Source organism: Ensifer adhaerens (assembly GCF_001270265.1).
Lineage (GTDB): Bacteria > Pseudomonadota > Alphaproteobacteria > Rhizobiales > Rhizobiaceae > Ensifer > Ensifer adhaerens_B.
Genome location: NZ_LGAP01000029.1, coordinates 55,071 through 79,550, shown reverse-complemented (window position 1 = coordinate 79,550; position 24,480 = coordinate 55,071). Strand labels below are relative to the sequence as shown.

Annotated in this window: 19 protein-coding genes and 2 pseudogenes; 13 read left to right on the top strand and 8 right to left on the bottom strand. The window is 61.4% G+C overall.

Features of this window, described 5'->3' with window-relative positions:
• Nucleotides 1-5: 5 nt before the first annotated feature.
• Together AC244_RS28265 and AC244_RS28260 are read right to left on the bottom strand one after the other, a co-directional pair.
• On the bottom strand, nt 6-2,168 hold the full coding sequence (locus AC244_RS28265) for a hypothetical protein (RefSeq protein ID WP_053252150.1): 2,163 nt from the start codon (nt 2,166-2,168) through the stop codon (nt 6-8).
• Between the two features lie 157 nt (nt 2,169-2,325).
• On the bottom strand, nt 2,326-3,297 hold the full coding sequence (locus AC244_RS28260) for a hypothetical protein (protein WP_053252149.1): 972 nt from the start codon (nt 3,295-3,297) through the stop codon (nt 2,326-2,328).
• 985 nt (nt 3,298-4,282) lie between these two features.
• Between AC244_RS28260 and AC244_RS28255 the strand changes: the two genes are divergently transcribed.
• The 6 genes from AC244_RS28255 to AC244_RS28230 all read left to right on the top strand — a co-directional run bounded on the left by AC244_RS28255 (nt 4,283) and on the right by AC244_RS28230 (nt 11,290).
• Nucleotides 4,283-5,080, top strand: a complete 798-nt coding sequence (locus AC244_RS28255) for a helix-turn-helix transcriptional regulator (RefSeq protein WP_053252148.1) — start codon at nt 4,283-4,285, stop codon at nt 5,078-5,080.
• Nucleotides 5,081-5,740: 660 nt separating this feature from the next.
• Complete coding sequence (locus AC244_RS28250) at nt 5,741-6,781, top strand: UDP-glucuronic acid decarboxylase family protein (protein ID WP_082367213.1); 1,041 nt, start codon at nt 5,741-5,743, stop codon at nt 6,779-6,781.
• 1 nt (nt 6,782) lies between these two features.
• Nucleotides 6,783-7,766, top strand: a complete 984-nt coding sequence (gene galE / locus AC244_RS28245; RefSeq protein ID WP_053252147.1) for a UDP-glucose 4-epimerase GalE — start codon at nt 6,783-6,785, stop codon at nt 7,764-7,766.
• Nucleotides 7,763-9,724, top strand: a complete 1,962-nt coding sequence (locus AC244_RS28240; protein ID WP_063934166.1) for a glycosyltransferase family 2 protein — start codon at nt 7,763-7,765, stop codon at nt 9,722-9,724. Before galE ends, AC244_RS28240 begins: the two co-directional genes overlap by 4 nt.
• A 59-nt stretch (nt 9,725-9,783) precedes the next feature.
• Entirely contained in the window at nt 9,784-10,320 is a 537-nt protein-coding gene (locus tag AC244_RS28235; protein WP_053252146.1) for a DUF995 domain-containing protein, read from the top strand.
• 1 nt (nt 10,321) lies between these two features.
• Nucleotides 10,322-11,290, top strand: coding sequence for a glycoside hydrolase family 26 protein (locus AC244_RS28230; RefSeq protein ID WP_053252145.1), 969 nt, complete (start codon nt 10,322-10,324; stop codon nt 11,288-11,290).
• A gap of 109 nt (nt 11,291-11,399) precedes the next feature.
• Here AC244_RS28230 and hppD read toward each other — a convergent pair whose 3' ends face one another.
• Entirely contained in the window at nt 11,400-12,512 is a 1,113-nt protein-coding gene (gene hppD / locus AC244_RS28225) for a 4-hydroxyphenylpyruvate dioxygenase (protein ID WP_053252144.1), read from the bottom strand.
• A 151-nt stretch (nt 12,513-12,663) separates the two neighbouring features.
• On the opposite strand from hppD, the gene AC244_RS28220 reads away from it, so the two are divergent.
• Nucleotides 12,664-13,143, top strand: coding sequence for an Lrp/AsnC family transcriptional regulator (locus AC244_RS28220; RefSeq protein ID WP_053252143.1), 480 nt, complete (start codon nt 12,664-12,666; stop codon nt 13,141-13,143).
• Between the two features lie 377 nt (nt 13,144-13,520).
• On the opposite strand, the gene AC244_RS28215 is transcribed toward AC244_RS28220, so the two are convergent.
• Nucleotides 13,521-13,988, bottom strand: coding sequence for a MarR family winged helix-turn-helix transcriptional regulator (locus AC244_RS28215; protein WP_053252142.1), 468 nt, complete (start codon nt 13,986-13,988; stop codon nt 13,521-13,523).
• A gap of 175 nt (nt 13,989-14,163) precedes the next feature.
• Between AC244_RS28215 and hmgA the strand changes: the two genes are divergently transcribed.
• From hmgA to AC244_RS28185, 6 genes are all read left to right on the top strand, one after another.
• Nucleotides 14,164-15,531, top strand: coding sequence for a homogentisate 1,2-dioxygenase (gene hmgA / locus AC244_RS28210; RefSeq protein ID WP_053252141.1), 1,368 nt, complete (start codon nt 14,164-14,166; stop codon nt 15,529-15,531).
• The gene (locus AC244_RS28205) at nt 15,528-16,397 is read left to right on the top strand and encodes an MBL fold metallo-hydrolase (protein WP_152976137.1); all 870 of its coding nucleotides are present in this window, start codon (nt 15,528-15,530) and stop codon (nt 16,395-16,397) included. Before hmgA ends, AC244_RS28205 begins: the two co-directional genes overlap by 4 nt.
• A 12-nt stretch (nt 16,398-16,409) precedes the next feature.
• Nucleotides 16,410-17,426: a fumarylacetoacetate hydrolase family protein gene (locus tag AC244_RS28200; RefSeq protein ID WP_053252139.1), complete on the top strand. Its 1,017-nt coding sequence runs from the start codon at nt 16,410-16,412 to the stop codon at nt 17,424-17,426.
• Between the two features lie 18 nt (nt 17,427-17,444).
• Complete coding sequence (maiA, locus tag AC244_RS28195) at nt 17,445-18,098, top strand: maleylacetoacetate isomerase (RefSeq protein ID WP_053252138.1); 654 nt, start codon at nt 17,445-17,447, stop codon at nt 18,096-18,098.
• 163 nt (nt 18,099-18,261) lie between these two features.
• On the top strand, nt 18,262-19,146 hold the full coding sequence (purU, locus tag AC244_RS28190) for a formyltetrahydrofolate deformylase (RefSeq protein ID WP_053252137.1): 885 nt from the start codon (nt 18,262-18,264) through the stop codon (nt 19,144-19,146).
• A gap of 159 nt (nt 19,147-19,305) precedes the next feature.
• The gene (locus tag AC244_RS28185) at nt 19,306-20,487 is read left to right on the top strand and encodes an acetyl-CoA C-acyltransferase (protein WP_053252136.1); all 1,182 of its coding nucleotides are present in this window, start codon (nt 19,306-19,308) and stop codon (nt 20,485-20,487) included.
• Between the two features lie 290 nt (nt 20,488-20,777).
• Here the strand turns inward: AC244_RS28185 and lpdA are convergent, their stop codons facing one another.
• From lpdA to AC244_RS28170, 4 genes and pseudogenes are all read right to left on the bottom strand, one after another.
• A complete protein-coding gene (gene lpdA, locus AC244_RS28180; RefSeq protein ID WP_053252135.1) occupies nt 20,778-22,172 on the bottom strand; it encodes a dihydrolipoyl dehydrogenase in 1,395 nt (464 codons plus the stop codon).
• Between the two features lie 7 nt (nt 22,173-22,179).
• Nucleotides 22,180-23,139: pseudogene (locus tag AC244_RS28175) on the bottom strand (dihydrolipoamide acetyltransferase family protein); the annotation flags it as partial.
• A 59-nt stretch (nt 23,140-23,198) separates the two neighbouring features.
• A pseudogene (locus AC244_RS38935) lies at nt 23,199-23,463 on the bottom strand (biotin/lipoyl-containing protein); the annotation flags it as partial.
• A gap of 2 nt (nt 23,464-23,465) precedes the next feature.
• A complete protein-coding gene (locus tag AC244_RS28170) occupies nt 23,466-24,479 on the bottom strand; it encodes an alpha-ketoacid dehydrogenase subunit beta (RefSeq protein ID WP_053252133.1) in 1,014 nt (337 codons plus the stop codon).
• Between the last annotated feature and the right edge of the window lies 1 nt (nt 24,480).

The following is a 24,480-nucleotide window of genomic DNA, read 5'->3' as shown; positions in this document are numbered from 1 at the left end:
TCTTGTTAGGTCAGCACCGTGTGCATGACGTCGTTCCATTGGCCGTTGGACCAGGACATGTCGTTGCCGGCGTCGATCACCGTTTCGGTCGGGTGCGATGGCGTGTCGTCGTCGCCGATAAAGGCGATCACTTCGTTGGCGAGCCGGTCGCCCTTAGGCGAGACATCCGAGGAGCAGCTGTCGTTGTCGACGATGCCGGCCTGGATCAGGATGGCATCGGAATAAACCTCGCCGCCGACATAAGTGGTCTGACCGAAGCTGTCGTAGTCGATGATTTGAGCGCTGTTGACGACAACGTTTCCACCGGTGTGAATGGTGACTTCGGCGTCCGGATTGTCGCTGAGTATCCTGTTGGCGACATAAGCGACCGAGTCGGCATCGCCGAGAACGCTGACCTGCTTGATGACGTTGACGTCATAAAGGTTGCCGGTGATGTAGAGAATGTTCAGGCCTTCATAGCCCTGGAAGTTGAAATCGTGCGAAAAGCCGGAAGGCAGTTCGTTGGCGCGATCGTTGATGTTGTCGACGGCTTTCTGGATGTAGTCGGGCATCGCCTCGAAGCGGTCGTTGGCGCCGACGTTCTGGATCGATGCCTGGTTCCAGATCAGGTTTCCGCTCTGGTCGACAGTCATGCCGTTGCCGGAGGTGATGCCATTGACATCGTCGTTGTCGTAAAACACGGCGACCTGGGTGATCATGTTCAGATCCAGGATCTTGCCGCCGACGATCACCAGATCGTATTGATCACCGATCCCCAGGAAGGATGCGAGGTTCACCACCACATTGCCGCCGGTCAGGGCCGTTGTCTGAACGCCGCTGGTGGTAACGGTCACCGTGTCGTTGTCGTTGAGGAAGTTGTACTGCTCGATCCAGTGGACGAAGGAAACATCCCCATCGACCACGCTGACGCGCCAGGAATTCGGGAAGATCGAGGACTGCGCGGCATCGTCTTCCTGATCGGACGACCCGGAATGAAAGGCCTCGCGGCCGAAATTGGCGATGTTCATCGCAACCGTTCTTGAGGCGGATTCGGCCGAGTTTTCGCGCAGCACCTTGTCCAGCTTGTCGCCGTCGGCATAGGCGTAGGATTGGGAGATGACGTCGATCTGGTGGTAGCCGCCCATCACCGCCGTCACCGGAGCGATGACGCCGGTCTCGACGATGCTGACGATGTTGGCGACGATGTTGGCGCCGGCTTCGACGTAAACGGAATTGTCGCTGCTATCGTCTTCCTCCTGCAGCGGGACGTCGCTGCCCTCGGGATCGGCGACCGGTTGCGCCAGTCCACGATCGGGCATGAAATCGGCAAGAACCGGGGCTTCATCGACGCGGCAGCCGTTGACGTAGACGCCCTCGATGCTGTCGGCGGCCAGGGCGAAATTGCCGTTGCCGTCCGTCGGCAATTCGTCGGGAGATACCGTCTCGGGAAGATTGATCTCGTCGTCGAGCGGATCCGTATCGGCGGGCTGTTCGGCAAGGGCAGCGGTGGTGCCGGGATCGGTGCCGGTGTTGCCGTCCGGGTCGCTGCCTGAGGCCGGCGGCTCCGGCGGTCGGTTTGCAGCGGCGTAGCTCGACAGCTCGTCGGCGATCTTGGAAAGGCCGTCATAGGTATCGACGCGGCTGTAGTGCGCGAATGGTGTGGCCGCCGTCGCCTCGCCGCCCAGTTCGGCGAGCTCGTAGGTGACGTAGGTCGTATCGCGCGGCGCAATCGTCGCGTCCGTCATGTTCAGGACGTCGTCGTCGCGCACCATGTTGGCCTGGACCACATGGGCAATGACTGAGCCGGGGCCGTCGTGGACGATCAGCTTGTCTTCGACGGGCGCACCGTCCGGTTGGCCGAAGCTGCCGAACAGCTTCACCGGAACGGCGTTGCCGTGCTGGGCGACGCCATCGGCAAAATGGTCGCCGAAGCCGCGGATCCGTCCGAACAGATCCACATCGGCAATGTCATGGGAGGGGGCTCGATAGAGCACTTCGGGATCGTAGTCGATCAACTGGAGCGAGGATGCAAAGTCAGTCGACTTTGTATCGCCGTCGTCGACCTGCTGCACCGCTTCCCTGAGATCGCCGCCTTCGAGCTGCTTTGCTCTCAGCCGTGCTTCATCGGCATCCGCTTCGAACATGCCGATGAAATGTGCAATGATTTCATTCAGTCTTTCCGTTTGCATCGTCCCGATCCTTCCCTTTTTTCCGCATCAAAGGGAGACTTCGGCGGGCTTAGACAGGAATGCCCCGGTAAAAAGAACGAACCGATCCGAAATCACGTTTCCGCGACTGCACCGGCCAAGCGGGGCCGGTGCAGTCTTCTCTTGTAAGATGGATCGATCAGCTGTCGGTGTCGTGACCGACATCCGTGGTGTGCGAATTGCCGCCGATGACGCTGGAGTCGACAGTGTTGCTGACGAGGTTCGCGCCCTGGACGATTTCCTGGTGGAAGCCGGAGTTGGCCAGGATCGCCGAAGCGTCCGACGTCGTGCTGCCGTTGATGCCGTCGCCGGCCTTGAGATCCCAATCCGACTTTGTGTCGAAGTTCAGACCATCGCCGCCATCCGAATCTCCGCCATTTGCCCGCAGATCGTTGGTGGCGTTGGCGTTGTTCATCTTGATGTCGTAGGCCTGATCCTGATCGGCAAGATTGTTGGCCTGGACCACGCTGAAGCCGGTGTCGTTGCCGGCGCCTTCGAGCGAGTTGTTGAGGATGTGGTCGACGTTCAGGTTGAACGAGAAGTCGTCGCCGATATTGAAGGCGAGATCGCCACCGGCGATGCCGAGATTGTCGAAGTCCTTGACGTCCTTGAGCGTCGCAAAGTCGTCGTCCGATTTGGTGATGATGTCGTTGTCGGATGACGAATAGTTGTTGCGGTTGTCGCCGTTTTCGTTGGCTTCGGTTTTTATGTCGGTGTCGATGTCGGTCTTGATGGTAACCTTGCTGTCGTAATCCCAGTCATAGGAATTGTCGCGGTTATCGCCATTGTTCTTCTGGTCGATGTCGGTTTCGACCTTGCTGTTGTCTTTGTAGTCGTAATCGTAGTCGGTCGAGCTGTCGGTATAATTGTTGCGGTTGTCGCCGTTTTCGTTGGCTTCGGTCTTGATGTCGGTGTCAACGTCGACGTCCGTCTTGGTGTCGTTGTCCTGCGAATTGTCGGTGGAGTGGTTGCCGTTGCCGATGCCAACGTTACTCGTTGAGCCGTCGTCAACGTCCAGATCATTAGCGGCACTGGTTGCCAGCCCATCGGCGAGAGCGCCGACTTTCAGATCATCATCGGCCTTGATGCTATCGTCGAGAAGTGCGGACATGTGGTTCTCCTCCTGAGAAGGAGCCAGCACCGAAACCCCTACATCTTTTATGGGGTTTTCATCCGGGGCTGGCTCTTTTTTTGAAATTCAGATGATGCTCCCGCGGGATATTCATCTGTTGGGTTTCGATATATTTCAGTGTTATTTTGAGTATGTCTTGGCGGCAGGTATGTCCCTGCACTCAATCATTACGTGTGATAATGCTCTTGTCTAAAAATACTTGCATACGCATTGTTACGCTTACGCATTCACACGGGCCGCGAGCCAGAACGCACACACATTTACCAGGCTCGGATCACACGAAACTCGAGTGCGATAGCTGAAGTGTGGCTCCGAACGCAGCGCGACGATAGACACCAATTGGAGCTAGAAGGCCCATTTTTGGGCGAATTCCGCGCTGTTTGACAGGTTTCCGAGATTGGCAAGACTTTGTTAAGTTTTATGAATCGGCATCTGGTGGAGTTTTAGACCTAGTACATCAGCAGCGCTTTCAGGCGTCGGCGCGCTTGTCAGGCGCCCTATCGAGTGGGATGATGTCACCCTGATGATAGCTACTAGGAAGTATTGTTAGGTATTTTACCGTAGCCCGATTAGATCGGAGGCTATTGCTGACGGCTTATATCGACCCAGCGGAGGGTGTCCGCGCCATCCCCAGTGATGGAAACGGATGAGGCGGAGCGGCCGTATTGTCTAGGCTGAGGGTAGATTCGATCATTCTGAGGTGGTGTTGTTGAATATTTGATTAATGAATACCCCAAAGATGGTTCGATTTAGATCGATTTAAGGGGGATTCCAGGGGCCTTCTAATCCTTTTGGGTTGTTTCACCCCTTTTGCCTTTACGATACATTAGCTAGCGCGAATTTTCCGTCTGTGGGGTGAGTTCGCACTATTTCACTGGTTATGAATAAATTTGCTGAGATGGGCGTAACTCCAAGTCAGGCTGGCGCACCCATAAAAATAAATGGGAAACCCAAGGAGGGCGTAATGCATCCTGAAGGCTCCAACGTGGGCGATTTTGAAGACAACAACAAAGCTTTGTCGCAAAAGAAAAAGATTGTCATGCTTGCAAAGATCGACCTGTTTGCCGAGTGCCTTATGCAGGCGGTCGGTTCACGGTTCCCCGGGCATGACGTCGTAAGCCTTTCCGATCCCGACAATCTGCTCGACGGCAATCTCGTCGATGTGACGCTGATCATGCTCTACCGCATGTCCGCTAAGACATTTCCCACTATCCTGCGGACTATTCACGAGTTCCACCCCAAGGCCTCGATCGGGCTGGTGGTGGAAAATGCAGAAGAGCTCGATCCGTCGATCGCCGGTTTTGTTGAGGAGCGGTTGATCCATGGCGTCCTTCCCCTCAATCTGCACCTCGATGTCTGCCTTGCTGCGATCGATCTGCTGATGAAGGGTGGCGAGCATTTCCCAGCCGCACTGCTGCGACGGCTGTCGGTGGACCCCTATGCCCCGACCAAGCTTTATGGCCGGCAGGCTGAGGTGCCCGATGCGGCTGTCTACGCCAACGCGGGAAAGCGGCGGCGCGAGGCCAGTCTGGGTGGGTTGACGACCCGCGAGGTCCAGATCCTCGACCTGATCTGCATGGGTACCCAGAACAAGATCATCGCCGATCGTCTTGGATTGTCGGAAAACACGGTGAAAGTTCACGTTCGCAACATCTATAAGAAGATGAATGTGCGAAACCGCACAGAGGCGGCATCGCGCTACTTTACCACCGATGCGGACGAACACCCGGCAGGACCGTTTTCTTCGCGCTGGAAAAATTGATGTCGTGATGCGCCGGGAGTGACGCTTCCGCCGCTTGTCGCTTATCGACGAATTTGGGTGTCGATAAGTGCGGGGTAGAGTGTGTCCTTCCCAAAACGCCCCGGCGTCTACCGTGACCTTTTATGGTGGTGGCTTTGGTGACCGCCGTGAATTTGTGTCGGCCGCGCATAGCGTAGCGAGGCTGCACGCATTGTGTGTTGCCGACAAGCGCGTGTAGGAAAGCACAACCGTATGGCGTAGGTCCGGTAAGGTGTTGAGGCCAGATGGCGGATTTAGGGAGTATCTTCCCTTTAATGTCGGTAATTTTGATGCGGCTATTCTAATTAAAGTAGTCACATCTGTTGCATATCTTAATATACTTTCGGTTGTCCGCCAATTTTGTTGTACCAATTAGATGAAATGTTACCAATAATAACGTGACGGCTTAAGATATCTTATACTTATTATTTTAGTTACGCATTGACTATTGATTAATTATTTGATAAATGTCTAATATTGTAAATTCTTCGGAAGAATTCGTGGTTCTTCTGTCTCTTGTTTTTATAATGTCGGGTTGTGTTTTGAATCCTTAATAAAGAATGTTTCCTTATTGTAGTTTTCAGTCACGACTCGTCTCCAATCACCAGATTTAATGGTGTGTATAATAATTGGAGGTGTGTAATGCGTAAGGTCGGTCGTGGTGAGCTGCCGGTTGTTGGCAGACAGGATTTTCTGAAGAAAGTAGCAGGCATACCCAAGCGAATACTGGTGACCGGAGGTGGCGGATTTCTCGGGTCACATCTTTGCGAAAGACTTCTTTCTCTGGGGCACAGCGTCGTTTGCCTCGACAATTTCTCGACCGGTCGGCGAGAAAACCTTTCCCACCTTAGCGAGATAAGCCGCTTCCACATCGTCGAGCACGACGTGCGCAAGCCCTTTCTTTTCGATGTGGACGTCATCTTCAATTTCGCTTCGCCAGCGTCGCCGCCGGATTACCAGGCCGACCCGGTGGGAACGTTGATGACCAATGTGCTCGGCGCCATGAACGTGCTGGAAAATGCCCGTGCCACCGGCGCCACGGTGGTGCAGTCGTCGACGTCTGAAGTGTACGGCGACCCGCTGCACAGCCCGCAGCGCGAAAGCTACTTCGGCAACGTCAACCCCATCGGGCCGCGCGCCTGCTACGATGAGGGCAAGCGCTCCGCCGAAACGCTGTTCTTCGACTATCACCGCACCTACAGGGTGAAGACGAAGGTCGCGCGGATCTTCAACACCTATGGGCCGCGCATGCGCCCCGACGACGGACGCGTCATCTCGAATTTCGTGGTGCAGGCGCTGCTCGGCAAGGATCTGACCATCTATGGTGATGGCCAGCAGACGCGCTCCTTCTGTTATGTCGACGATCTCATCGAGGGCTTCATCCGGTTGTCGGTCTCGGACGACGGTTGCATCGGTCCGATCAACCTCGGAAACCCTGGCGAGTTTACGGTTCTCGAACTTGCCGAGATGGTTCGCTCGATGACCGGCTCGCGCTCGCGCATCGTGCACCGCGCGGCAGCCGTCGACGATCCGCGTCAGCGCCGACCGGACATTTCCCAGGCCATGGCAGAGCTCGGCTGGGAACCCAAGGTCGCGCTGCGCGAAGGGCTTCAACGCGCCATTGCCTATTTCGATCGCCGCCTGGGCACGTCAGACCTCGCCGTGGCGGGAGAGGCGGTATGATATGTCGCGCGTCGTTCTTGTCACCGGCGGAGCCGGCTTCATAGGCAGCCATACCTGCAAGCGCCTCGCTGGGGCCGGCATCCTGCCGGTCGTCTACGACAATCTGTCGACGGGGCACCGGACCAATGTCCGCTGGGGGCCGCTGGTCGAGGGCGGGCTCGAAGACACGGGACGGATCGTGGAGGCGATCCAGACCTACAAGCCCGAATGCCTGATTCATTTCGCCGCTTCCGCCTATGTCGGAGAATCGGTCGAGGACCCCGGAAAGTACTATCGCAACAATGTCGCCGGCAGCGTTTCCTTGCTGGAGGCGTGCCGGCAGGCTGGGCTGGCGCGCATCGTCTTTTCCAGCACCTGCGCGACCTATGGCGTGCCGCCGCGCTTGCCGATCACCGAGGATACGATCCAGCTTCCGGTCAATCCTTACGGCCGCACGAAACTGATGATCGAGCTGATGCTTGGCGACTATGCCCGGGCCTACGGGTTCCGCTCCGTCGCCTTGCGCTACTTCAATGCTGCCGGTGCCGATCCCGATGGACAGTTGACCGAGCGGCACGATCCGGAGACCCACCTGATCCCGCGGGCATTGATGGCCGCAGCCGGCCGGCTCGACAGACTTGACGTCTTCGGTGATGACTACGATACGCCCGACGGCACCTGCATCCGTGACTACATTCACGTCATGGACTTGGCTGAGGCGCATGTTGCCGCCGTCGACTACCTGCGCAACGGCGGCGACCCGCTCAAGGCCAATCTCGGCTCGGGCCACGGCACGTCCGTCAGCCAAGTGATTGATGCCATCCACCAGGTCACCCGTAGGCGGGTCCCGGTGCAGCTGCTGGCGCGTCGCGCCGGCGATCCGCCCGTGCTTTATGCCGACACCGCCTGGGCACGCCAGACGCTTGGCTTCCGGCCGTCGCTGTCCGATATCGCAACCATCATCAGAACGGCTGCCCCCGGTTTCGGGCTGGAGGTGCGGTCATGACCCGCAAAGCCGCAGCCGCCTGGCTTCAAGCCCCCGGTATGGCAAGGACCGCCGGGACAAGCACATCTGACGCCCGGCGGCTGGTGTCGCTGTTCTCGGCCCGTATGAGGCTCCTCAACGGTCTCGGTATTTCCGTCTGGCTCGCAGCGTTCATCTATTTCTGGGCGTGGTGGCTCGACCCAGCCCATGTCAACGATTGGCCATCCTACGTCATGATTACGATTGTGGTCGGCTGGATCACGCTGCTGCCCGCCTATTTCATCTTCATATTCGCAGGCGCCAAGGTCGCGGGCAAGAACGGCCAGGCCGTTCCGCAGGGCCGGATCGCCATGGTGGTGACCAAGGCGCCGTCGGAGCCTTTCACTGTTGTCCGCAAGACGCTGCTTGCGTTGCTCGATCAGATCGGCTGCGACTACGACGTATGGCTGGCGGACGAGGATCCGTCACCCGAAACGATCGACTGGTGCGCACGGCAGGGCGTGTTTGTTTCGACACGCAAGGGTGTTGCAGACTACCACCGGGTCACCTGGCCGCGGCGCACCCGCTGCAAGGAGGGAAACCTCGCCTATTTCTACGATCACTACGGCTATGACCGTTACGATTTCGTCGCCCAGTTCGATGCCGATCACGTGCCGGAGCCGACCTATCTCGTCGAGGTGCTGCGCCCGTTCAACGATCCAAAGGTCGGCTACGTCTCGGCACCGAGCATCTGCGATGCCAATGCCGGGCGCAGCTGGTCGGCACGCGGCCGTCTTCACGCCGAAGCGAGCCTCCACGGCTCGTTGCAGGCAGGCTACAACAACGGCTGGGCGCCGCTTTGCATCGGCTCGCATTATGCAGTCCGGACCAAAGCACTGAAGCAGGTCGGCGGTCTCGGACCGGAGCTCGCCGAAGACCATTCGACCACGCTCTTGATGAACGCCGGCGGCTGGAAGGGCGTACACGCCCTCAATGCGATCGCCCATGGCGACGGGCCCGCCACCTTTGCGGATCTCGTCATCCAGGAATTCCAGTGGTCGCGCAGCCTTGTGACGATCCTGCTCAAGTATTCGCCGATCTATGTGCCGCGGCTGCCGATGCGGCTGAAGTTCCAGTTCATCTTCTCGCAGCTCTGGTATCCGCTGTTTTCTCTGTTCATGGCGCTGATGTTCGTCATGCCGATCATGGCGCTCGTCATGGGGCGCAGCTTCGTCGCCGCCACCTATCCCGACTTTGTGCTGCATTTTGCGCCATTGTCGCTGGTTCTGGTCGCGCTGGCCTATTTCTGGCGCTCGACCGGCACGTTCAGGCCGCATGATGCGCGGGTGCTCAGCTGGGAGGGCATGCTGTTTCTCTTTGCCCGCTGGCCGTGGTCGCTGCTCGGTTGCGTGGCGGCGGTGCGCGATCACATCAGCGGCTCCTTCGTCGATTTCCGCATCACGCCCAAGGGAGCAGGGCCGGCAGCACCCTTGCCGCTGCGCGTCATGATGCCCTATCTCGTGCTTTCGCTCGGCTCTGCTCTTGCGCTTTGGCTCGTCTCCGACGCCGGGACGGCGCGCGGCTTCTACATCTTTGCCGGCATCAACGCCCTGATCTATGCGGGGCTCGCTGCCACCATCCATGTCCAGCATGCGCGGGAAAACCGGCTTGCGCTCGTTCCGCGCACGGCAATGACGGCGCTGACCGGTGGCTGCCTCGTGGTCATCTCGGTGCTGTCGGGGCAGTCGGCCATCCGCCATGGCGCTGAGGCCACCGAAGCGCTGTCGCAGGGGCTCGGTTTCGTCGGGCTGACCGAAGCGAAATTTTCGGTTGCCGGTGCCGGGCAGGGCGGGTCGGACCTCAGGGTCGTGCGGTTTCGTTTGAAATGGAAAGGGTTTTCGCCGTCCGCGACAGACGGGCTGCGGAAAGGCTCCGGCTTGCCGGAGGTACGTGAGACGAGGGTTACAAGCAAGGTCGGCCGGCTTCAGACATCGCTGTAAGCGCAGCGTGCCGCAGGCCCCTCGCACCGCAAACGGCCCTCAAGCGAGGAGAAAAAGTGATGAAACGGTCCATGAATGTATTGCTTCTGCCGCTTCTGCTGCCTCTCGCAGCCTTTGCGGCCTATACGGCCGCACAGCCGGCGAGGGCGAAAATGGAGATCAAGCCGATCCCCTTGAGCGCCTACGAGGTCTATTCCCTCTACCGGAACAAGACCTGGCAATGGCCGACGGGGGGCGCTCGCTTTACCGCGCACGACAGGAAACTGGTCGCTTACGTCGACAACAAGGGCAAACGCTCGTTTGCGGAAGGCAACTGGTATGTCAGCGACCTTGGCATGATGTGCATGCAGGCAAGGTGGACGGCGGCCGACGGCTCCGGCCCGGCCCGCACCTGTTTCGGACACAGCAAGATCGGAGACACGATCTACCAGCGGCGCGTGCCGAATGGCGAGTGGTACGTCTTCAAACATGCCAAACCGAAGCCTGGCGACGAATACAGGAAACTCGTCGCTTCCGACGGAATCACGGAAAAGGCGTTACGCCTGAAGGATCAATTCCTGGTCAAGAAGGGCGGTCGCAACGCCACTGGAGGATGACATGAAACGCAAATTGGCATTCGCACTATGCACTGTGCTTGCCCTTCATCTGGGTTCCGGCGCAGGTCTCGTATCCGCGTTGGCACAGGAGAAGGCCGATCTTGCCGCCAATGGTAATGCAGGTCAGACACAGACAATGGCCGACAAGCGCCCCGTCATCCATCCCGGCGGAACGCGGTTCGGTGCCTATGATCCGCACGGCGATTTCGGCGGCCAGACCGATGTATCGACAGAGGCCCTGTTTCTGCCATGGGAAGACGTGGATCTGGAATCACTGCGGATCGCCGACGCCTACGCGCTTCAGCGCAAGCGCAAGCTGCTGGTCACCATCGAGCCCTGGTCTTGGTCGCTCGACTGGAAGCTGACGCCGGCACAGCTGCGCGACCGGACGCTCAGGGGCGACTACGACGCCAACATGGAAGCGATCGCCAGCATGCTTGCCGAGCTGAAGAGCCCGGTCATCGTGCGCTGGGGACAGGAAATGGAAGACACGTCCGGACGGTTCTCCTGGGCTGGATGGGCGCCGCAGGACTACGTCAAGGCTTATAAGCACGCGATGGATATCGTGCGCAAACGAGTGCCGAACGTGCAGCTGATGTGGTCGCCGAAGGGGTTGCCGAACCTTGGTGAATACTATCCGGGCGACGACTATGTCGATCTCGTCGGTCTTTCGGTGTTCGGTCTCGAACCGTTCGACGCCATCGAATACGGCGGGCCGCGCACCTTCAAGCAGGCCCTGAAACCCGGCTATGATCTTGTCGCCAAATACAACAAGCCGATCTGGGTCGCCGAGCTCGGCTGGGAGGGCGGCAGGCCCTACATGCAGCCCTGGATCGACACGGCGACGCAGCCCGACCCGGATTTCCCTGATCTGGTCGAGGTCGTCTATTTCAACGATCGGGACGTGCATGAATGGCCGCATGGTCTCGGTCGGCCGAACTGGCGCGTGGTCAACGACGCCTCGAACTGAGTGCGGCGACAGTGCCGGAACCAAAAAGCCCCTCGCCAGTGGGCGAGAGGCTTTTTTTTGAAGTTTGAGCTTGGCGGCACCGGAAAAAGGGCCGCGGCGCTGTCCTTTATTACTCGGCCGCCTGCGGCCCGAGTTCGCCGCGGCGGATCTGGTCGGCTTCGATCGATTCGAACAGGGCGCGGAAATTGCCCTCGCCGAAACCTTCGTCACCCTTGCGCTGGATGAACTCGAAGAAGATCGGTCCGATCACCGTCTTGGAGAAGATCTGCAGCAGGATCTTCGTCATGCCGCCGTTCACCACGCCTTCGCCGTCGATCAGGATGCCGTGCTTCTTCATCCGGTCGATCGGTTCGTCATGGCCGTGCACGCGGTCGTGCGACATGTCGTAATAGGTTTCCGGCGGGCCGGGCATGAACTTCAGGCCATTGTCCGCCAGCTTGTCGGTGGCGTCGTAGATGCCTTCGGTGCCGACGGCGATGTGCTGGATGCCTTCGCCCTTGTACTTGCGCAGATATTCCTCGATCTGGCTGGTGTCGTCCTTGGACTCGTTCAACGGGATGCGGATCTTGCCGCAGGGCGAGGTGATCGCGCGGCTGACGAGGCCGGTGATGCGGCCGTCGATGTCGAAGAAATGAATCTGGGTGAAGTTGAACAGTTCGCGGTAGAAGGCCCACCACTTGTCCATGTTGCCGCGATAGACGTTGTGCGTCAAGTGGTCGAGATAATAGAAGCCGACGCCTGCCGGCTTCGGATTGCGTTCGCCGGTCCATTCGAATTCGGCCTCATAGGCCGAGCCCTTGGCGCCGTAGGTCTCGACGAAATAGAGCAGCGATCCGCCGATGCCGCCGATCGCCGGAACATCGAGACACTTGTCGGTGCCGGTATAGGGGATCGCGCCCTTTGAGACCGCGTGATCGAAGGCATGCTTGGCATCGACGACGCGCCAGGCCATCGACGGGGCGCAGGGGCCATGCTCGTCGACGAAGCGCATGGCATGCGAGCCCGGCTCGGCATTCAGGATGTAATTGATGTCGCCCTGTCGCCAAACGGTGATGTTTTTGCTCTTATGCCTCGCGACAGGGCTGTAGCCCATGCGGGTGAAGAGCTCGGCAAGCTTCTCCGGTTCCGGATGGGCGAATTCGACGAATTCGAAGCCATCCGTACCGGCCGGATTATCCGCCGTGATCGTTGCGGGCGGGGCGTCATGTGGGAACGGGCCCATCGGAAGTCTCCTCTTATAAGTTCTCCAGATTTCTCTGGCCTCCAAACTTTGCTGGAGTATGACGCAAATCCGATGCATGATGCTTGTATTCTTGCGCGTTCCGGGCGAGATGCCGCACGAAACGTGCGAAATGTTGTATAAGGATGCATGAATGGAGCAGCTTGACGGGTTTGATCTCAAGATCCTCAGCGAACTGCAGCGTGACGGGCATCTTACCAATAATGAGCTATCGGAGCGCATCGCGCTTTCGCCCTCGCAATGCTCGCGCCGCCGCACTCGCCTGGAGGCGGAGGGCTTCATTACAGGCTATCAGGCGCAGATCGACCGGCAGAAGCTCGGGCTCGACCTGATGGTGGTGATTTCGGTGACGCTCGCCACCCACAACCGCGACAACGCCAAGCGCTTCGGCAAGCTGATCTCGGGCCTGCCCGAAGTCTTGGAGGCCTACGCGCTGACCGGCGAAATGGACTATCATCTGCGGGTGGTGACACCCGACCTTGCCGGCCTTTCGCGCTTCGTCAACGATGTGCTGCTGCCGCATGACAGCGTGCAGCATGTGAAGACGTCGATCGTGCTCGAGACCTTGAAGAGTTTCGAGGGCGTGCCGATCCCGGAACGCATGAAGGGCTAATACCAACCTGCGCTGATATTGACCGGTTGCGTGGGACCGTGTGCGGGCATCCGGAGAGGAGCATACCGCGGAGCGATGCCTTACAGCGCCGCGCGTCAAATCTGACGCGCAAAGGACGCTGTAACGCTTTAAACTTGCTGCATAATTTTATCCTTAAATCGGATCCGATTTAAGGAATTATGCAGTAGCATCGGTCGAGGATTGCGACGCTGTCGGTGGCCGACAGACGGCCCACCCGAAGGGCCGGGCGCTTTTGGCCTCCGGACGGCGTCGATAATCCTCACCGGACCGTTTGGTCCGGCTCCGGTTATCTCCTTGCCGGAAACCAAAATCGCTCCGGCGCAAGAGGTCAATATCAGCGCAGGTTGGTATAAGCCTTACTTGCGGGGATGTCGCTCCTCGGCCCTGTCGATCGCCCGCTCGATCGCTTCAAGGCCGGCGCATAGCGCCTTCAAGCCGCCGACGCCGATCAGTTCGTCCAGTTGCGCCTGGTAGGCGCTCGCGAGGTCCGTGAGTTCGCCATAGGCGAGCCGGCCGGCCTTCGTCAGCTCCAGATGCTCCAGCCGGCGGTCGTCTGCGTCCTCGCTGCGCTTCAGCCAGCGCCGCTCCTCCAACGCCGAGACAGCGCGGCTGACCTTGGTCTTGTGCATGGCCGAATGGGTGCCGACTTCCGTTGCCGTCATGGCGCGAGCCGAGCTTCCAAGGGCCGCCAGCGTGCGCCACTCCGGGCGCGTCAGCTGGTAGCGCGCCTTGTACTCGGCAGCGAAGCGCACGGCGACGAACTCGGCGGCGCGGTTCAGTCTATAGGGCAGGAACGCGTTGAGCTCGAAGCCTTCGGCCGCCATCTGTGCCATCCTTGATAGTTACAAAATCGATAGTTACGATTGCAACTAATAGGCCGGGAGCGCGCCATCGTCCACCCGGGCACAGGCGGCGCCCAAACGCATTGAACGTGCCGTGGCTTTCCGGGATCAGCCGTGATCGTCGGTGGGGCAGGCACCTGAGGAGGAGGTTCGAGCCATGTTGGACAAGGCACAAAAGAACGCGGGCGCCGGGTCGACCGCTGATCAAGCGCTTGATTACATGCCGGGATTCGGCAACGATTTCGAGACCGAAAGCTTGGCCGGCGCCTTGCCGCAGGGCCAGAACAGCCCGCAAAAATGCGCCTACGGCCTCTATGCCGAACAGCTCTCCGGTTCGCCGTTCACCGCGCCGCGCGGCACCAACGAGCGCTCCTGGCTCTACCGCATTCGCCCGAGCGTGCGCCACACCGGGCGCTTCCAGAAGATCGACTATCCGCACTGGAAGACCGCGCCGCATGTGGCCGATCATTCGCTGGCGCTCGGGCAACTGCGCTGGGGACCGCTGCCGGAGCCGTCGGAAAAGCTCAACTTCCTCGAAGGCATCCGCACGATGACGACGGCGGGCGACGCGCTGACGCAGGGCGGCATGGCCGCTCATGCCTATGCCTTCAATGCCGATATGGTCGACGACTACTTCTTCAATGCAGACGGCGAGCTGCTGATCGTGCCGGAATGCGGCGCCATCCAGGTCTTTACCGAACTCGGCAAGATGGATGTCGAGCCCTCCGAAATCTGCCTGGTGCCGCGCGGCACCATGTTCAAGGTGACGAGGCTCGGCGACGAAAAGGTCTGGCGCGGCTATATCTGCGAAAACTACGGCGCCAAGTTCACGCTGCCCGACCGCGGGCCGATCGGCGCCAACTGCCTTGCCAATCCGCGCGACTTCAAGACGCCGGTTGCGGCCTATGAAGAAAAGGAAACGCCCTGCCGCGTGCATGTGAAGTGGTGCGGCGCCTTCCACGTGACCGAGATCGGCCATTCGCCGCTCGACGTTATCGCCTGGCATGGCAATTACGCGCCCTACAAATACGATCTCAGGACGTTTTCGCCGGTCGGCGCGATCCTGTTTGATCATCCCGACCCGTCGATCTTTACCGTGCTCACCGCGCCGTCGGGCGAGGAGGGAACGGCGAATGTCGACTTCGTCATCTTCCCGCCACGCTGGCTCGTGGCCGAGCACACCTTCCGGCCGCCCTGGTATCACCGTAACATCATGAGCGAATTCATGGGTCTGATCTATGGCCGTTATGACGCCAAGGAGGAAGGCTTCGTGCCTGGCGGCATGAGCCTGCACAATATGATGCTGGCCCACGGGCCGGATGCGTCCGGCTACGACAAGGCGACAAACAGCGAGTTGAAACCGGTGAAGCTCGACCATACGATGGCCTTCATGTTCGAGACCCGCTTCCCACAGCAGCTAACCCGCTTCGCCGCCGAACTGGAGACGTTGCAGGACAACTATATCGACTGCTGGACCGATCTGAAAAAGCGCTTCAACGGCACGCCGGAAGGCGATTGGTCTTGAGAGCACGCTTGGTTCTGCTCGGCAGCAAGGGTGGTCCGGCAATCCGTCCGGGCGGCCCTTCGCCGACCTCGTCCCTGCTTCAGATCGGTGGTCGCCCGATCGTCGTCGACGCCGGCCTCGGTGTCACCCGGGGGCTCACCGACGCCGGCGTCAGCCTCAAGGCGTTGGATCTGGTCTTCATCACCCATCTGCATTCCGATCACGTGCTCGAGCTCGGGCCGCTGATCCACACGGCCTGGACCGCGGGTCTTGCCACCGTTGTGCGCGTCTTCGGCCCGCCGGGGACACGCGACTACTGGCACGGTTTTCTGCAGGCGATGAAATTCGACATCGATATCCGCATCATCGACGAGGGCCGGCCCGATCTGCGTGAACTCGTCGATATCGTCGAATTTGGCGAGGGCGAAGTTCTGTCCGAAAACGGCCTGACCGTATCCGCGCTGCGCGTCGATCATCCGCCGGTGACCGATTGTTTCGCGCTGCGGTTCGACCATGCGGAGGCGAGCGTGGTGTTTTCGGCCGACACTGCCTATTTCCCGCCGCTCGCCGATTTTGCTGGAGGTGCCGACATTCTCGTGCATGAGGCGATGCTGGCAGAGGGCGTTGACCGCCTGGTGGCGCGCACCGGCAATGGTGCCCGGCTGAGGGAACACCTGCTTGCGAGCCACAGCTTTGCCGAAGAAGCCGGCGCGATTGCCACGGCCGCCGGCGTCGGGCGGCTGGTCCTGCATCATCTCATTCCGGCCGACGATCCGGAAATCACAGAGGCTCATTGGACCGCGGCCACGCGCAAAAGCTGGGCTGGTGCCTTGACGATCGCGTCCGACGGCCTTGTTGTGGAACTTGCGGACGAATCGTCTGCGTAGAGGGAGGATTGCATGAAACTGGCGACACTCAAGGATGGCTCGCGTGACGGAAAACTCGCGGTCGTCTCCCGCGATCTCACCCGCTGCTCGGAGGTAGGGCACATTGCCCGGACGCTGCAGGCCGCACTCGACGACTGGGCCCATGCCGGCCCGCGGCTTGAGCGTGTTGCCGAAGGCATCGAGACCGGGGCGCAGCCGACGATCCGCTTCCACGAACACGACGCGCTTTCGCCGCTGCCGCGCGCCTATCAATGGGCGGACGGTTCTGCCTACGTCAATCACGTCGAGCTGGTGCGAAAGGCCCGCAACGCCGAGATGCCGGCAAGCTTCTGGACCGATCCACTGATCTATCAGGGCGGCTCCGACAGCTTCATTGCGCCGCGCGATCCGATTTTGATGGCGGACGAAAGCTGGGGCGTCGATATGGAGGGCGAAATCGCCGTCGTCGTTGACGACGTGGCGATGGGCGCTTCGATCGAGGAGGCACGTGCCGCCATCCGCCTGGTGATGCTTGTCAACGACGTGTCGCTGCGTGGTCTCATCCCGGCCGAGCTCGCCAAGGGGTTCGGCTTCTACCAGTCGAAGCCGTCATCGGCCTTCTCGCCGGTCGCCGTCACGCCGGACGAATTGGGCGACGCATGGGATGGCGGCAAGCTGCATCTGCCGCTGCATGTCGATCTCAACGGCAAGCCTTTCGGCCGCGCCGATGCCGGCGTCGACATGACCTTCGATTTCGGCCAGCTGATCGCGCATGCGGCCAAGACGAGGCCGCTTGCAGCTGGCACGATCATCGGCTCGGGCACCGTCTCCAACAAGCTCGACGGCGGCCCCGGAAAGCCGGTCTCCGAAGGTGGCGCCGGCTATTCCTGCATTGCCGAGCTGCGCATGATCGAGACGATCGTCGGCGGCGCGCCCAAGACGCACTTCCTGCGCTTCGGCGACATCGTGCGTATCGAGATGAAGGACAAGGCGGGCCATTCGATCTTCGGCGCGATCGAGCAGTCGGTCGGGCCTTACGAAAAGGCCTAAGCTTGAGGCGCAAGCGGGATGAGGGAGCAGGGCGTGAACGAGACCGTACTTTTTGACTATTGGCGGTCGTCGGCGAGCTACCGTGTCCGTATTGCGCTGAACAGCCTCGGCGAGGCCTATCGCTCGGTGCCGGTGGACTTGCTTGCCAAGGCCCATCGCCAGGCCGAGCATCTGGATCGCAATCCGCAGGGGCTTCTGCCCGTTCTCGACATCGATGGCGAGCGGTTCACGCAATCGCTCGCCATCATCGAATATCTGGCGGAAACGCGGGAAAAGGCGGGGTTCCTGCCTGATGATGCGATTGGACGGCAGCGCGTGCGCGCGCTGTCCTATGCCATCGCCATGGACATTCACCCCGTCTGCAATCTCGGCGTCGTGTCCTTCGTGATGGCCAACGCTGCAGACGGCGAGGCCGCGCGCCGCGACTGGATGCGCAAGTTCATCGGCGAGGGGTTGGCAGCCTTCGAGCGCCTGCTCGACCACCCGTCAACCGGCCGCTTCTGCCACGGCGACAGCCCCGGCATGGCCGATTTCTGCCTGGTGCCGCAGGTCTACAATGCCCGCCGCTGGGACGTCGATCTTTCCGCCTGCCCGAGACTTGTCGCCATCGACCAGCGCTGCGCGGAGATCGACGCCTTTGCCCGCGCGCATCCCGACCGGACGCCGCGCTAGGCGCACCGCCCATTTTTCCGAACCGGCGTCGGCATGGTCTGGCCGGTTAAGTCCAGCCGATGTCGCGAATGGATCGACGGGCGATCGAAGGCCGCGCTAGTTTTCACGGTGACTGGCCGTATAAGGGGGGCCGGAAAACCTCTGGAGCGAGAGACAGATACCGATGAAAAGCTATGTGCTGACCGTCACCTGCAAGTCCACCCGCGGCATCGTTGCTGCCATTACCGGCTATCTCGCCGAAAAAGGCTGTTACATCACCGACAGTTCGCAGTTCGACGACCTGCAGACCGGCCTGTTCTTCATGCGCCTGACCTTCATCAGCCAGGAAGGCGCAAAGCTGGAGGAACTGAAGGAAGGCTTTGCGCCTGTCGTCAAGCGCTTCGACATGACCTGCGAGATCCGCGACAGCGAAGAGCGCATGAAGGTGGTGCTGATGGTGTCGCGTTTCGGCCACTGCCTCAACGACCTGCTCTACCGCTGGAAGATCGGCGCCCTGCCGATCGATATCGTCGGCGTCATCTCCAACCACTTCGATTACCAGAAGGTGGTCGTCAACCACGACATCCCCTTCCACCACATCAAGGTGACCAAGGAGAACAAGCCGCAGGCCGAAGCGCGCATGTTGGAGATCGTCGAGCAGACGGATGCCGATCTGGTCGTGCTCGCCCGCTACATGCAGGTTCTCTCCGACCAGCTCTGCAAGAAGATGTCCGGCCGGATCATCAACATCCACCACTCCTTCCTGCCATCGTTCAAGGGCGCCAACCCCTACAAGCAAGCCTATGAGCGCGGCGTGAAGCTGATCGGCGCAACCGCGCACTACGTCACCGAGGATCTCGACGAAGGTCCGATCATCGAGCAGGACATCGCCCGCATCACCCATGCCCAGAGCGCCGAGGATTACGTTTCGATCGGCCGCGACGTCGAAAGCCAGGTGCTGGCGCGTGCCGTTCACGCCCATATCCACCATCGCTGCTTCATCAACGGCAACCGCGTCGTCGTCTTCCCGGCGAGCCCCGGCAGCTACGCTTCCGAGCGCATGGGCTGATTGTCGGCCGTCAGCTTGACCTGCCATTGCCGGGCTTCGTCCCGGCGATGGAGCGCCGCAACCAACGTTGATCACCGGCGCCAACAAGTCGCGTTGCACTGCACAATCGCTGCGCTATAGTCGCTTCCAACCGCGAGAGAGGCGGTGCAGGAGGAAGACATGGACAAGCTTGACCCGGTCGTCATCGTTTCGGCGGCACGCACACCGATGGGCGCCTTTCAAGGCGGCCTCAAGGATTTGACAGCGCCCGAGATCGGCGCCATTGCGCTGAAGGCGGCGCTGGAGCGCGCCGGCCTCGATGCGGTCGACGAAGTGCTGATGGGCAATGTGCTGCCCGCGGGCGTCGGCCAGAACCCGGCACGCCAGGCGGCACTCGGCGCCGGCCTCGGCATGGAAACGCCCTCGACCACGATTTCGAAGGTCTGCGGCTCGGGCATGAAGGCGCTGATGCTCGGCCACGATACCTTGCTTTCCGGCGGCGCCACGGCGCTTGCGGTCGGCGGCATGGAATCCATGACCAATGCGCCCTACCTGCTGCCCAAGGCGCGCGGCGGCTTTCGCCTCGGCCATGGCGAAGTCAAGGATCACATGTTCCTCGACGGCCTTGAGGATGCCTATTCCGGTCGGCTGATGGGCACCTATGCCGAAGACACCGCCGAGCATTATCAATTCTCCCGCGACGATCAGGATGCTTTTGCCCTGCGCTCGCTGGACCGCGCTGTGAAGGCATTGCAGGATGGCGCGTTTGCTGAGGAGACGGTTGCCATCAACGGCGCCGGCAAGCGGCAGACGGTGACGCTCGATCGCGACGAGCAGCCTGGAAAGGCGGACCCGGCAAAAATCCCGAAGCTGAGGCCGGCCTTCCGCGAGAACGGCAGCGTGACGGCCGCCAACTCCTCCTCGATCTCCGACGGTGCGGCGGCGCTCATCCTGATGCGCGCAAGCGAGGCGGAGAAGCGCGGGCTGACGCCACTCGCGATCGTTGCCGGCCATGCCGGCCATGCCCAGGAGCCGGCCTGGTTCACCACCGCACCGATCGGCGCCATCGAGAAGCTGCTGGCCAAGCTCGATTGGGAGAAGAACAGCGTCGGCCTCTATGAGATCAACGAAGCCTTCGCCGTCGTCGCCATGGCCGCTGTCCGTGACCTCGGCCTTTCCGACGACATCGTCAACATCCACGGCGGCGCCTGCGCGCTGGGCCATCCAATCGGCGCCTCCGGCGCCCGGATCATCGTGACGCTTCTGCATGCGATGCGCGCCGAGGGCGTCAAACGCGGCATCGCCTCGCTCTGCATCGGCGGCGGCGAGGCGACGGCCGTCGGGCTGGAGCTGTTGCAGTAACGAGGGACGGCTAGGTTGCTGCAATGCGGCGATTGGTCGGGGGGTAACTTATCGAACCTTGGCGAAGATGCCCCTCACCCTAGCCCTCTCCCCGCTCGCGGGGAGAGGGGACGTGGCAAACGCACGCTGCTCTCGATGGCTACTGTTGGCGAACGGCGGGAATCTAAAGCGGTTGCAGCGCAGATGAGCGGGTGCCGCGGGTTTCCTTCTCCCCGCATGCGGGGAGAAGGTGGCCGGGAGGCCGGGTGAGGGGCTTTTCTCGCCAGCAAATGCCGTGGGATCAGGCGTCGCTAAATATGCAGCGCGTGACCCAAGCCCTTGAGGGCTGCTTCCTGGAACGCTTCCGACTGCGTCGGATGGGCGTGGATCGTGCCGGCAATGTCTTCCAGGCGCGCGCCCATCTCGATCGCAAGGCCGAAGCTGGCCGAAAGCTCCGACACTCCGTGGCCGACGGCCTGGATGCCGAGGACCAGATGGTTGTCGGCGCGCGCGACGACGCGCACGAAGCCGTCCTCCGACAGCGTCGTCATGGCGCGGCCATTGGCCTGGAACGGAAACTGGCCGATCTTGATCTCGATGCCGCTGGCACGGGCTTCGTCCGGCGATAGCCCGGCGGTTACGATTTCCGGGTCGGTGAAGCAGACGGCGGGAATGCAGCGCTTGTCCCAGGCGCGCTTATTGCCGGCGACGATCTCCGCGACCATCTCCCCTTGCGCCATCGCGCGGTGCGCCAGCATCGGCTCGCCGGTCACGTCGCCGATCGCATAGATGCCGCGCATCGAGGTGCGGCACTGGTCGTCGATGCGGATGAACTTGCCGGCGCGGTCGAGGTCGATTTCCTCAAGCCCGAAGCCGTCGGTCACCGGCCGGCGGCCGACCGTGACCAGAACCTTCTCGGCCGGCACCTCGATCGGGCGGCCGTTGTGCTCGGCGAGCAGGCTCTTGCCGTCGGCGGAGAGCCCTTTGGCGATCGTCTGGGTGAACACCTCGATGCCGAGTTCGCCAAGGCGCTTGGCGATCGGCTTCGACAGGTCGGCGTCATATTGCGGCAGGATGCGCGTCAGCGCCTCGAGCACGGTGACATGGGCGCCGAGCTTGGCAAAGGCGGTGCCGAGCTCCAGTCCGATATAACCGCCGCCGATGACGGCGACGCTGGCGGGAACGCTTTTCAGCGACAGCGCCTCGGTCGATGAAATGATCGAGCCGCCGAAGGGCATGTCGGCCAGCTCGACCGGCGCCGAGCCGGTGGCGATGACGATCGCTTCGGCGCGAATGCGCTGCAGGCCGGTCTCGGTCTCGACATCGACCGTCTTGCCGTCGACGAAACGGGCGACGCCGATGACAGCCTTGACGCCCGCCTTCTTCAGGAGGCCGGTGACGCCGCCGTTCAGCCGGCCGACGATGCCGTCCTTCCAGGCGACGGTGCGGGCGAGATCGATCGTCGGATTGGCAAGCGACAGGCCGAGCGGGCTGCGGCCCGAGGCGGCTGCGCGCAGCTTATGGAATTCGTCGGCGGCGTGGATGAGGGCCTTCGACGGAATGCAGCCGACATTGAGGCAGGTTCCGCCGGCCTTCGCCTTCTCGACGATGACGGTGTCGACGCCGAGCTGGCCGGCGCGGATGGCGCAGATGTAACCGCCGGGGCCGGAGCCGATGACGAGCAGCTTGCAGGAGATTTCCTTCATGATCGCCTCATGCCTCCACGAAAATCAGCGCTGGCGTTTCGAGCAGTGTCTTCAGCCGCTGCACGAAGGTGGCCGCATCCCAGCCGTCGATGACGCGATGATCGAAGCTTGACGACAGGTTCATGATCTTGCGCGGCACGAATTGCGCACCGTCCCAGACCGGGCGAACCGCCAGTTTGTTGACGCCGACGATGGCGACCTCGGGGTGATTGATAACAGGGGTCGAGACGATGCCGCCGAGTGCCCCGAGCGAGGAAATGGTGATGGTCGAGCCGGTGAGTTCGTCGCGCGTTGCGGTGCCGGTGCGGGCTGCTTCCGCCAACCGGTTGAGCTCGACGGCGCAATCCCAGATGCCGCGCGCTTCGGCATGGCGGACGACCGGCACGGTCAGGCCCGCCGGCGTCTGCGTGGCGATGCCGATATGGACGGCGTGGTGACGGCTGATGATGCCGGCGCCGTCGTCGAAGGTGGAGTTGACGCCCGGCAGATCGGCGATTGCCTTGACAAGCGCGCGCATGAGATAGGGCAGGATCGTCAGCTTCGGCTGATCCGGCTTGCGGTCGCGGTTCATCATGGTGCGCAGGTCTTCCAGCGCGGTCATGTCGACCTCCTCCACATAGGTGATGTGGGGAATGCGCGAGGTCGACAGCGTCATTTTTTCGGCGATGCGGCGGCGAAGGCCGGTCACCTTGATCTCGTCGATCGCGGTCTTGCGCACAAGCCCGGCAGGGACTACGGCCGGTTGCGCGCCGCGGGCGAGAAACTGGTCGAGGTCGTCATGGGTGATGCGCCCGGCAGGCCCTGTGCCGGCCACCTGGCGCAGGTCGACACCGCTTTCCCGGGCGCGCAAGCGCACGGCGGGCGAGGCCAATGCCTTCTCCTGGCGCTCGGGAGCCACATGCACCCCGCTTTTGGCCGGTTCCGCTGTCTTTGCTTCGACCTTTGCCGGTTGGCTCGGCGCTACGGCCGGGATCTCGGCTTTCGGCGCCGGTTTCTCTTCCACCTTGGCCGTTGGCTTCTCTTCGGCTGCCGGCGTCCCGGCGCCTTCGCCTGCGATTTCGATGCGCACGAGCGGCGCCTTGACTGCGACCGTGTCACCGATCTCGGCGCCGAGCCAGAGCACCGTGCCGTTGACCGGCGAGGGGATTTCGACCGTCGCCTTGTCGGTCATGACGGCCGCCAGGATCATGTCCTCGCGCACGGGGTCGCCGGGTTTCACATGCCATTCGACAAGTTCGGCCTCGGCCACGCCTTCGCCGACATCCGGCATCTTGATTACGAATTCGCCCATGCTCAGGCCTCCATCACTTCGACGAGCGCGCGTCCGACGCGCGCCGGGCCGGGGAAATAATCCCACTCCTGGGCATGCGGGTAGGGCGTGTCCCAGCCGGCGACGCGCACGACCGGGGCTTCGAGATGATAGAAGCAATGCTCCTGGACGAGGGAGGCGATTTCGCCGCCGAAGCCCGACGTCAGCGTCGCCTCATGCACGACGACGCAGCGGCCGGTCTTTTCGATCGACTGAACGATGGCGTCGAGATCGAGCGGCAGCAGGCTGCGAAGGTCGATCACCTCGGCGTCGATGCCGGTTTCTTCCGCGGCTGCCAGCGCCACATGCACCATGGTGCCATAGGCGACGACGGTGACGGCCGAACCCTTGCGGCGCACTTCCGCCTTGCCGATCGGGATCGTGTAATGGCCCTCCGGCACCTCGCCGAGATCGTGCTTCGACCAGGGAATGACGGGCCGGTCGTGATGGCCGTCGAACGGGCCGTTGTAGAGCCGCTTCGGCTCCAGGAACATCACCGGATCGGGGTCTTCGATCGAGGCGATCAGCAAACCCTTGGCGTCATAGGGGTTGGAAGGCACGACGACCTTGAGGCCGCAGACATGGGTGAACAGTGCTTCCGGGCTCTGGCTGTGCGTCTGGCCACCGAAGATGCCGCCACCGGTCGGCATGCGCAACACGATCGGGCAGGTGAAGTCGCCGTTGGAGCGATAGCGGATGCGGGCGGCTTCCTGGGTGATCTGGTCATAGGCGGGGTACATGTAGTCGGCGAACTGGATCTCGACGCAGGGTTTCAGCCCGTAGGCCGCCATGCCGATCGCCGTGCCGACGATGCCGCTTTCGCTGATCGGTGCGTCGAAGCAGCGAGTCTTACCGTATTTCGCCTGAAGCCCTTGCGTGCAGCGGAAGACGCCACCGAAATAGCCCACATCCTCGCCGAAGACGACGACATTGTCGTCGCGCCCCATGGAAACATCCATGGCGCTGCGCACGGCCTCGATCATTGTCATTCTGGCCATA

Bases quoted from the DNA above. Each gene is read 5' to 3' on its own strand.
- AC244_RS28230 (WP_053252145.1), top strand. From the start codon at position 10,322: ATGAAACGCAAATTGGCATTCGCACTATGCACTGTGCTTGCCCTTCAT.
- AC244_RS28255 (WP_053252148.1), top strand. From the start codon at position 4,283: ATGCATCCTGAAGGCTCCAACGTGGGCGATTTTGAAGACAACAACAAA.
- AC244_RS28215 (WP_053252142.1), bottom strand. From the start codon at position 13,988: ATGGCGGCCGAAGGCTTCGAGCTCAACGCGTTCCTGCCCTATAGACTG.
- AC244_RS28200 (WP_053252139.1), top strand. From the start codon at position 16,410: ATGAAACTGGCGACACTCAAGGATGGCTCGCGTGACGGAAAACTCGCG.
- AC244_RS28240 (WP_063934166.1), top strand. From the start codon at position 7,763: ATGACCCGCAAAGCCGCAGCCGCCTGGCTTCAAGCCCCCGGTATGGCA.
- maiA (WP_053252138.1), top strand. From the start codon at position 17,445: ATGAGGGAGCAGGGCGTGAACGAGACCGTACTTTTTGACTATTGGCGG.
- AC244_RS28170 (WP_053252133.1), bottom strand. From the start codon at position 24,479: ATGGCCAGAATGACAATGATCGAGGCCGTGCGCAGCGCCATGGATGTT.
- galE (WP_053252147.1), top strand. From the start codon at position 6,783: ATGTCGCGCGTCGTTCTTGTCACCGGCGGAGCCGGCTTCATAGGCAGC.
- AC244_RS28265 (WP_053252150.1), bottom strand. From the start codon at position 2,168: ATGCAAACGGAAAGACTGAATGAAATCATTGCACATTTCATCGGCATG.
- AC244_RS28260 (WP_053252149.1), bottom strand. From the start codon at position 3,297: ATGTCCGCACTTCTCGACGATAGCATCAAGGCCGATGATGATCTGAAA.
- AC244_RS28220 (WP_053252143.1), top strand. From the start codon at position 12,664: ATGGAGCAGCTTGACGGGTTTGATCTCAAGATCCTCAGCGAACTGCAG.
- AC244_RS28250 (WP_082367213.1), top strand. From the start codon at position 5,741: ATGCGTAAGGTCGGTCGTGGTGAGCTGCCGGTTGTTGGCAGACAGGAT.
- AC244_RS28185 (WP_053252136.1), top strand. From the start codon at position 19,306: ATGGACAAGCTTGACCCGGTCGTCATCGTTTCGGCGGCACGCACACCG.
- hppD (WP_053252144.1), bottom strand. From the start codon at position 12,512: ATGGGCCCGTTCCCACATGACGCCCCGCCCGCAACGATCACGGCGGAT.
- purU (WP_053252137.1), top strand. From the start codon at position 18,262: ATGAAAAGCTATGTGCTGACCGTCACCTGCAAGTCCACCCGCGGCATC.
- AC244_RS28235 (WP_053252146.1), top strand. From the start codon at position 9,784: ATGAAACGGTCCATGAATGTATTGCTTCTGCCGCTTCTGCTGCCTCTC.
- hmgA (WP_053252141.1), top strand. From the start codon at position 14,164: ATGTTGGACAAGGCACAAAAGAACGCGGGCGCCGGGTCGACCGCTGAT.
- lpdA (WP_053252135.1), bottom strand. From the start codon at position 22,172: ATGAAGGAAATCTCCTGCAAGCTGCTCGTCATCGGCTCCGGCCCCGGC.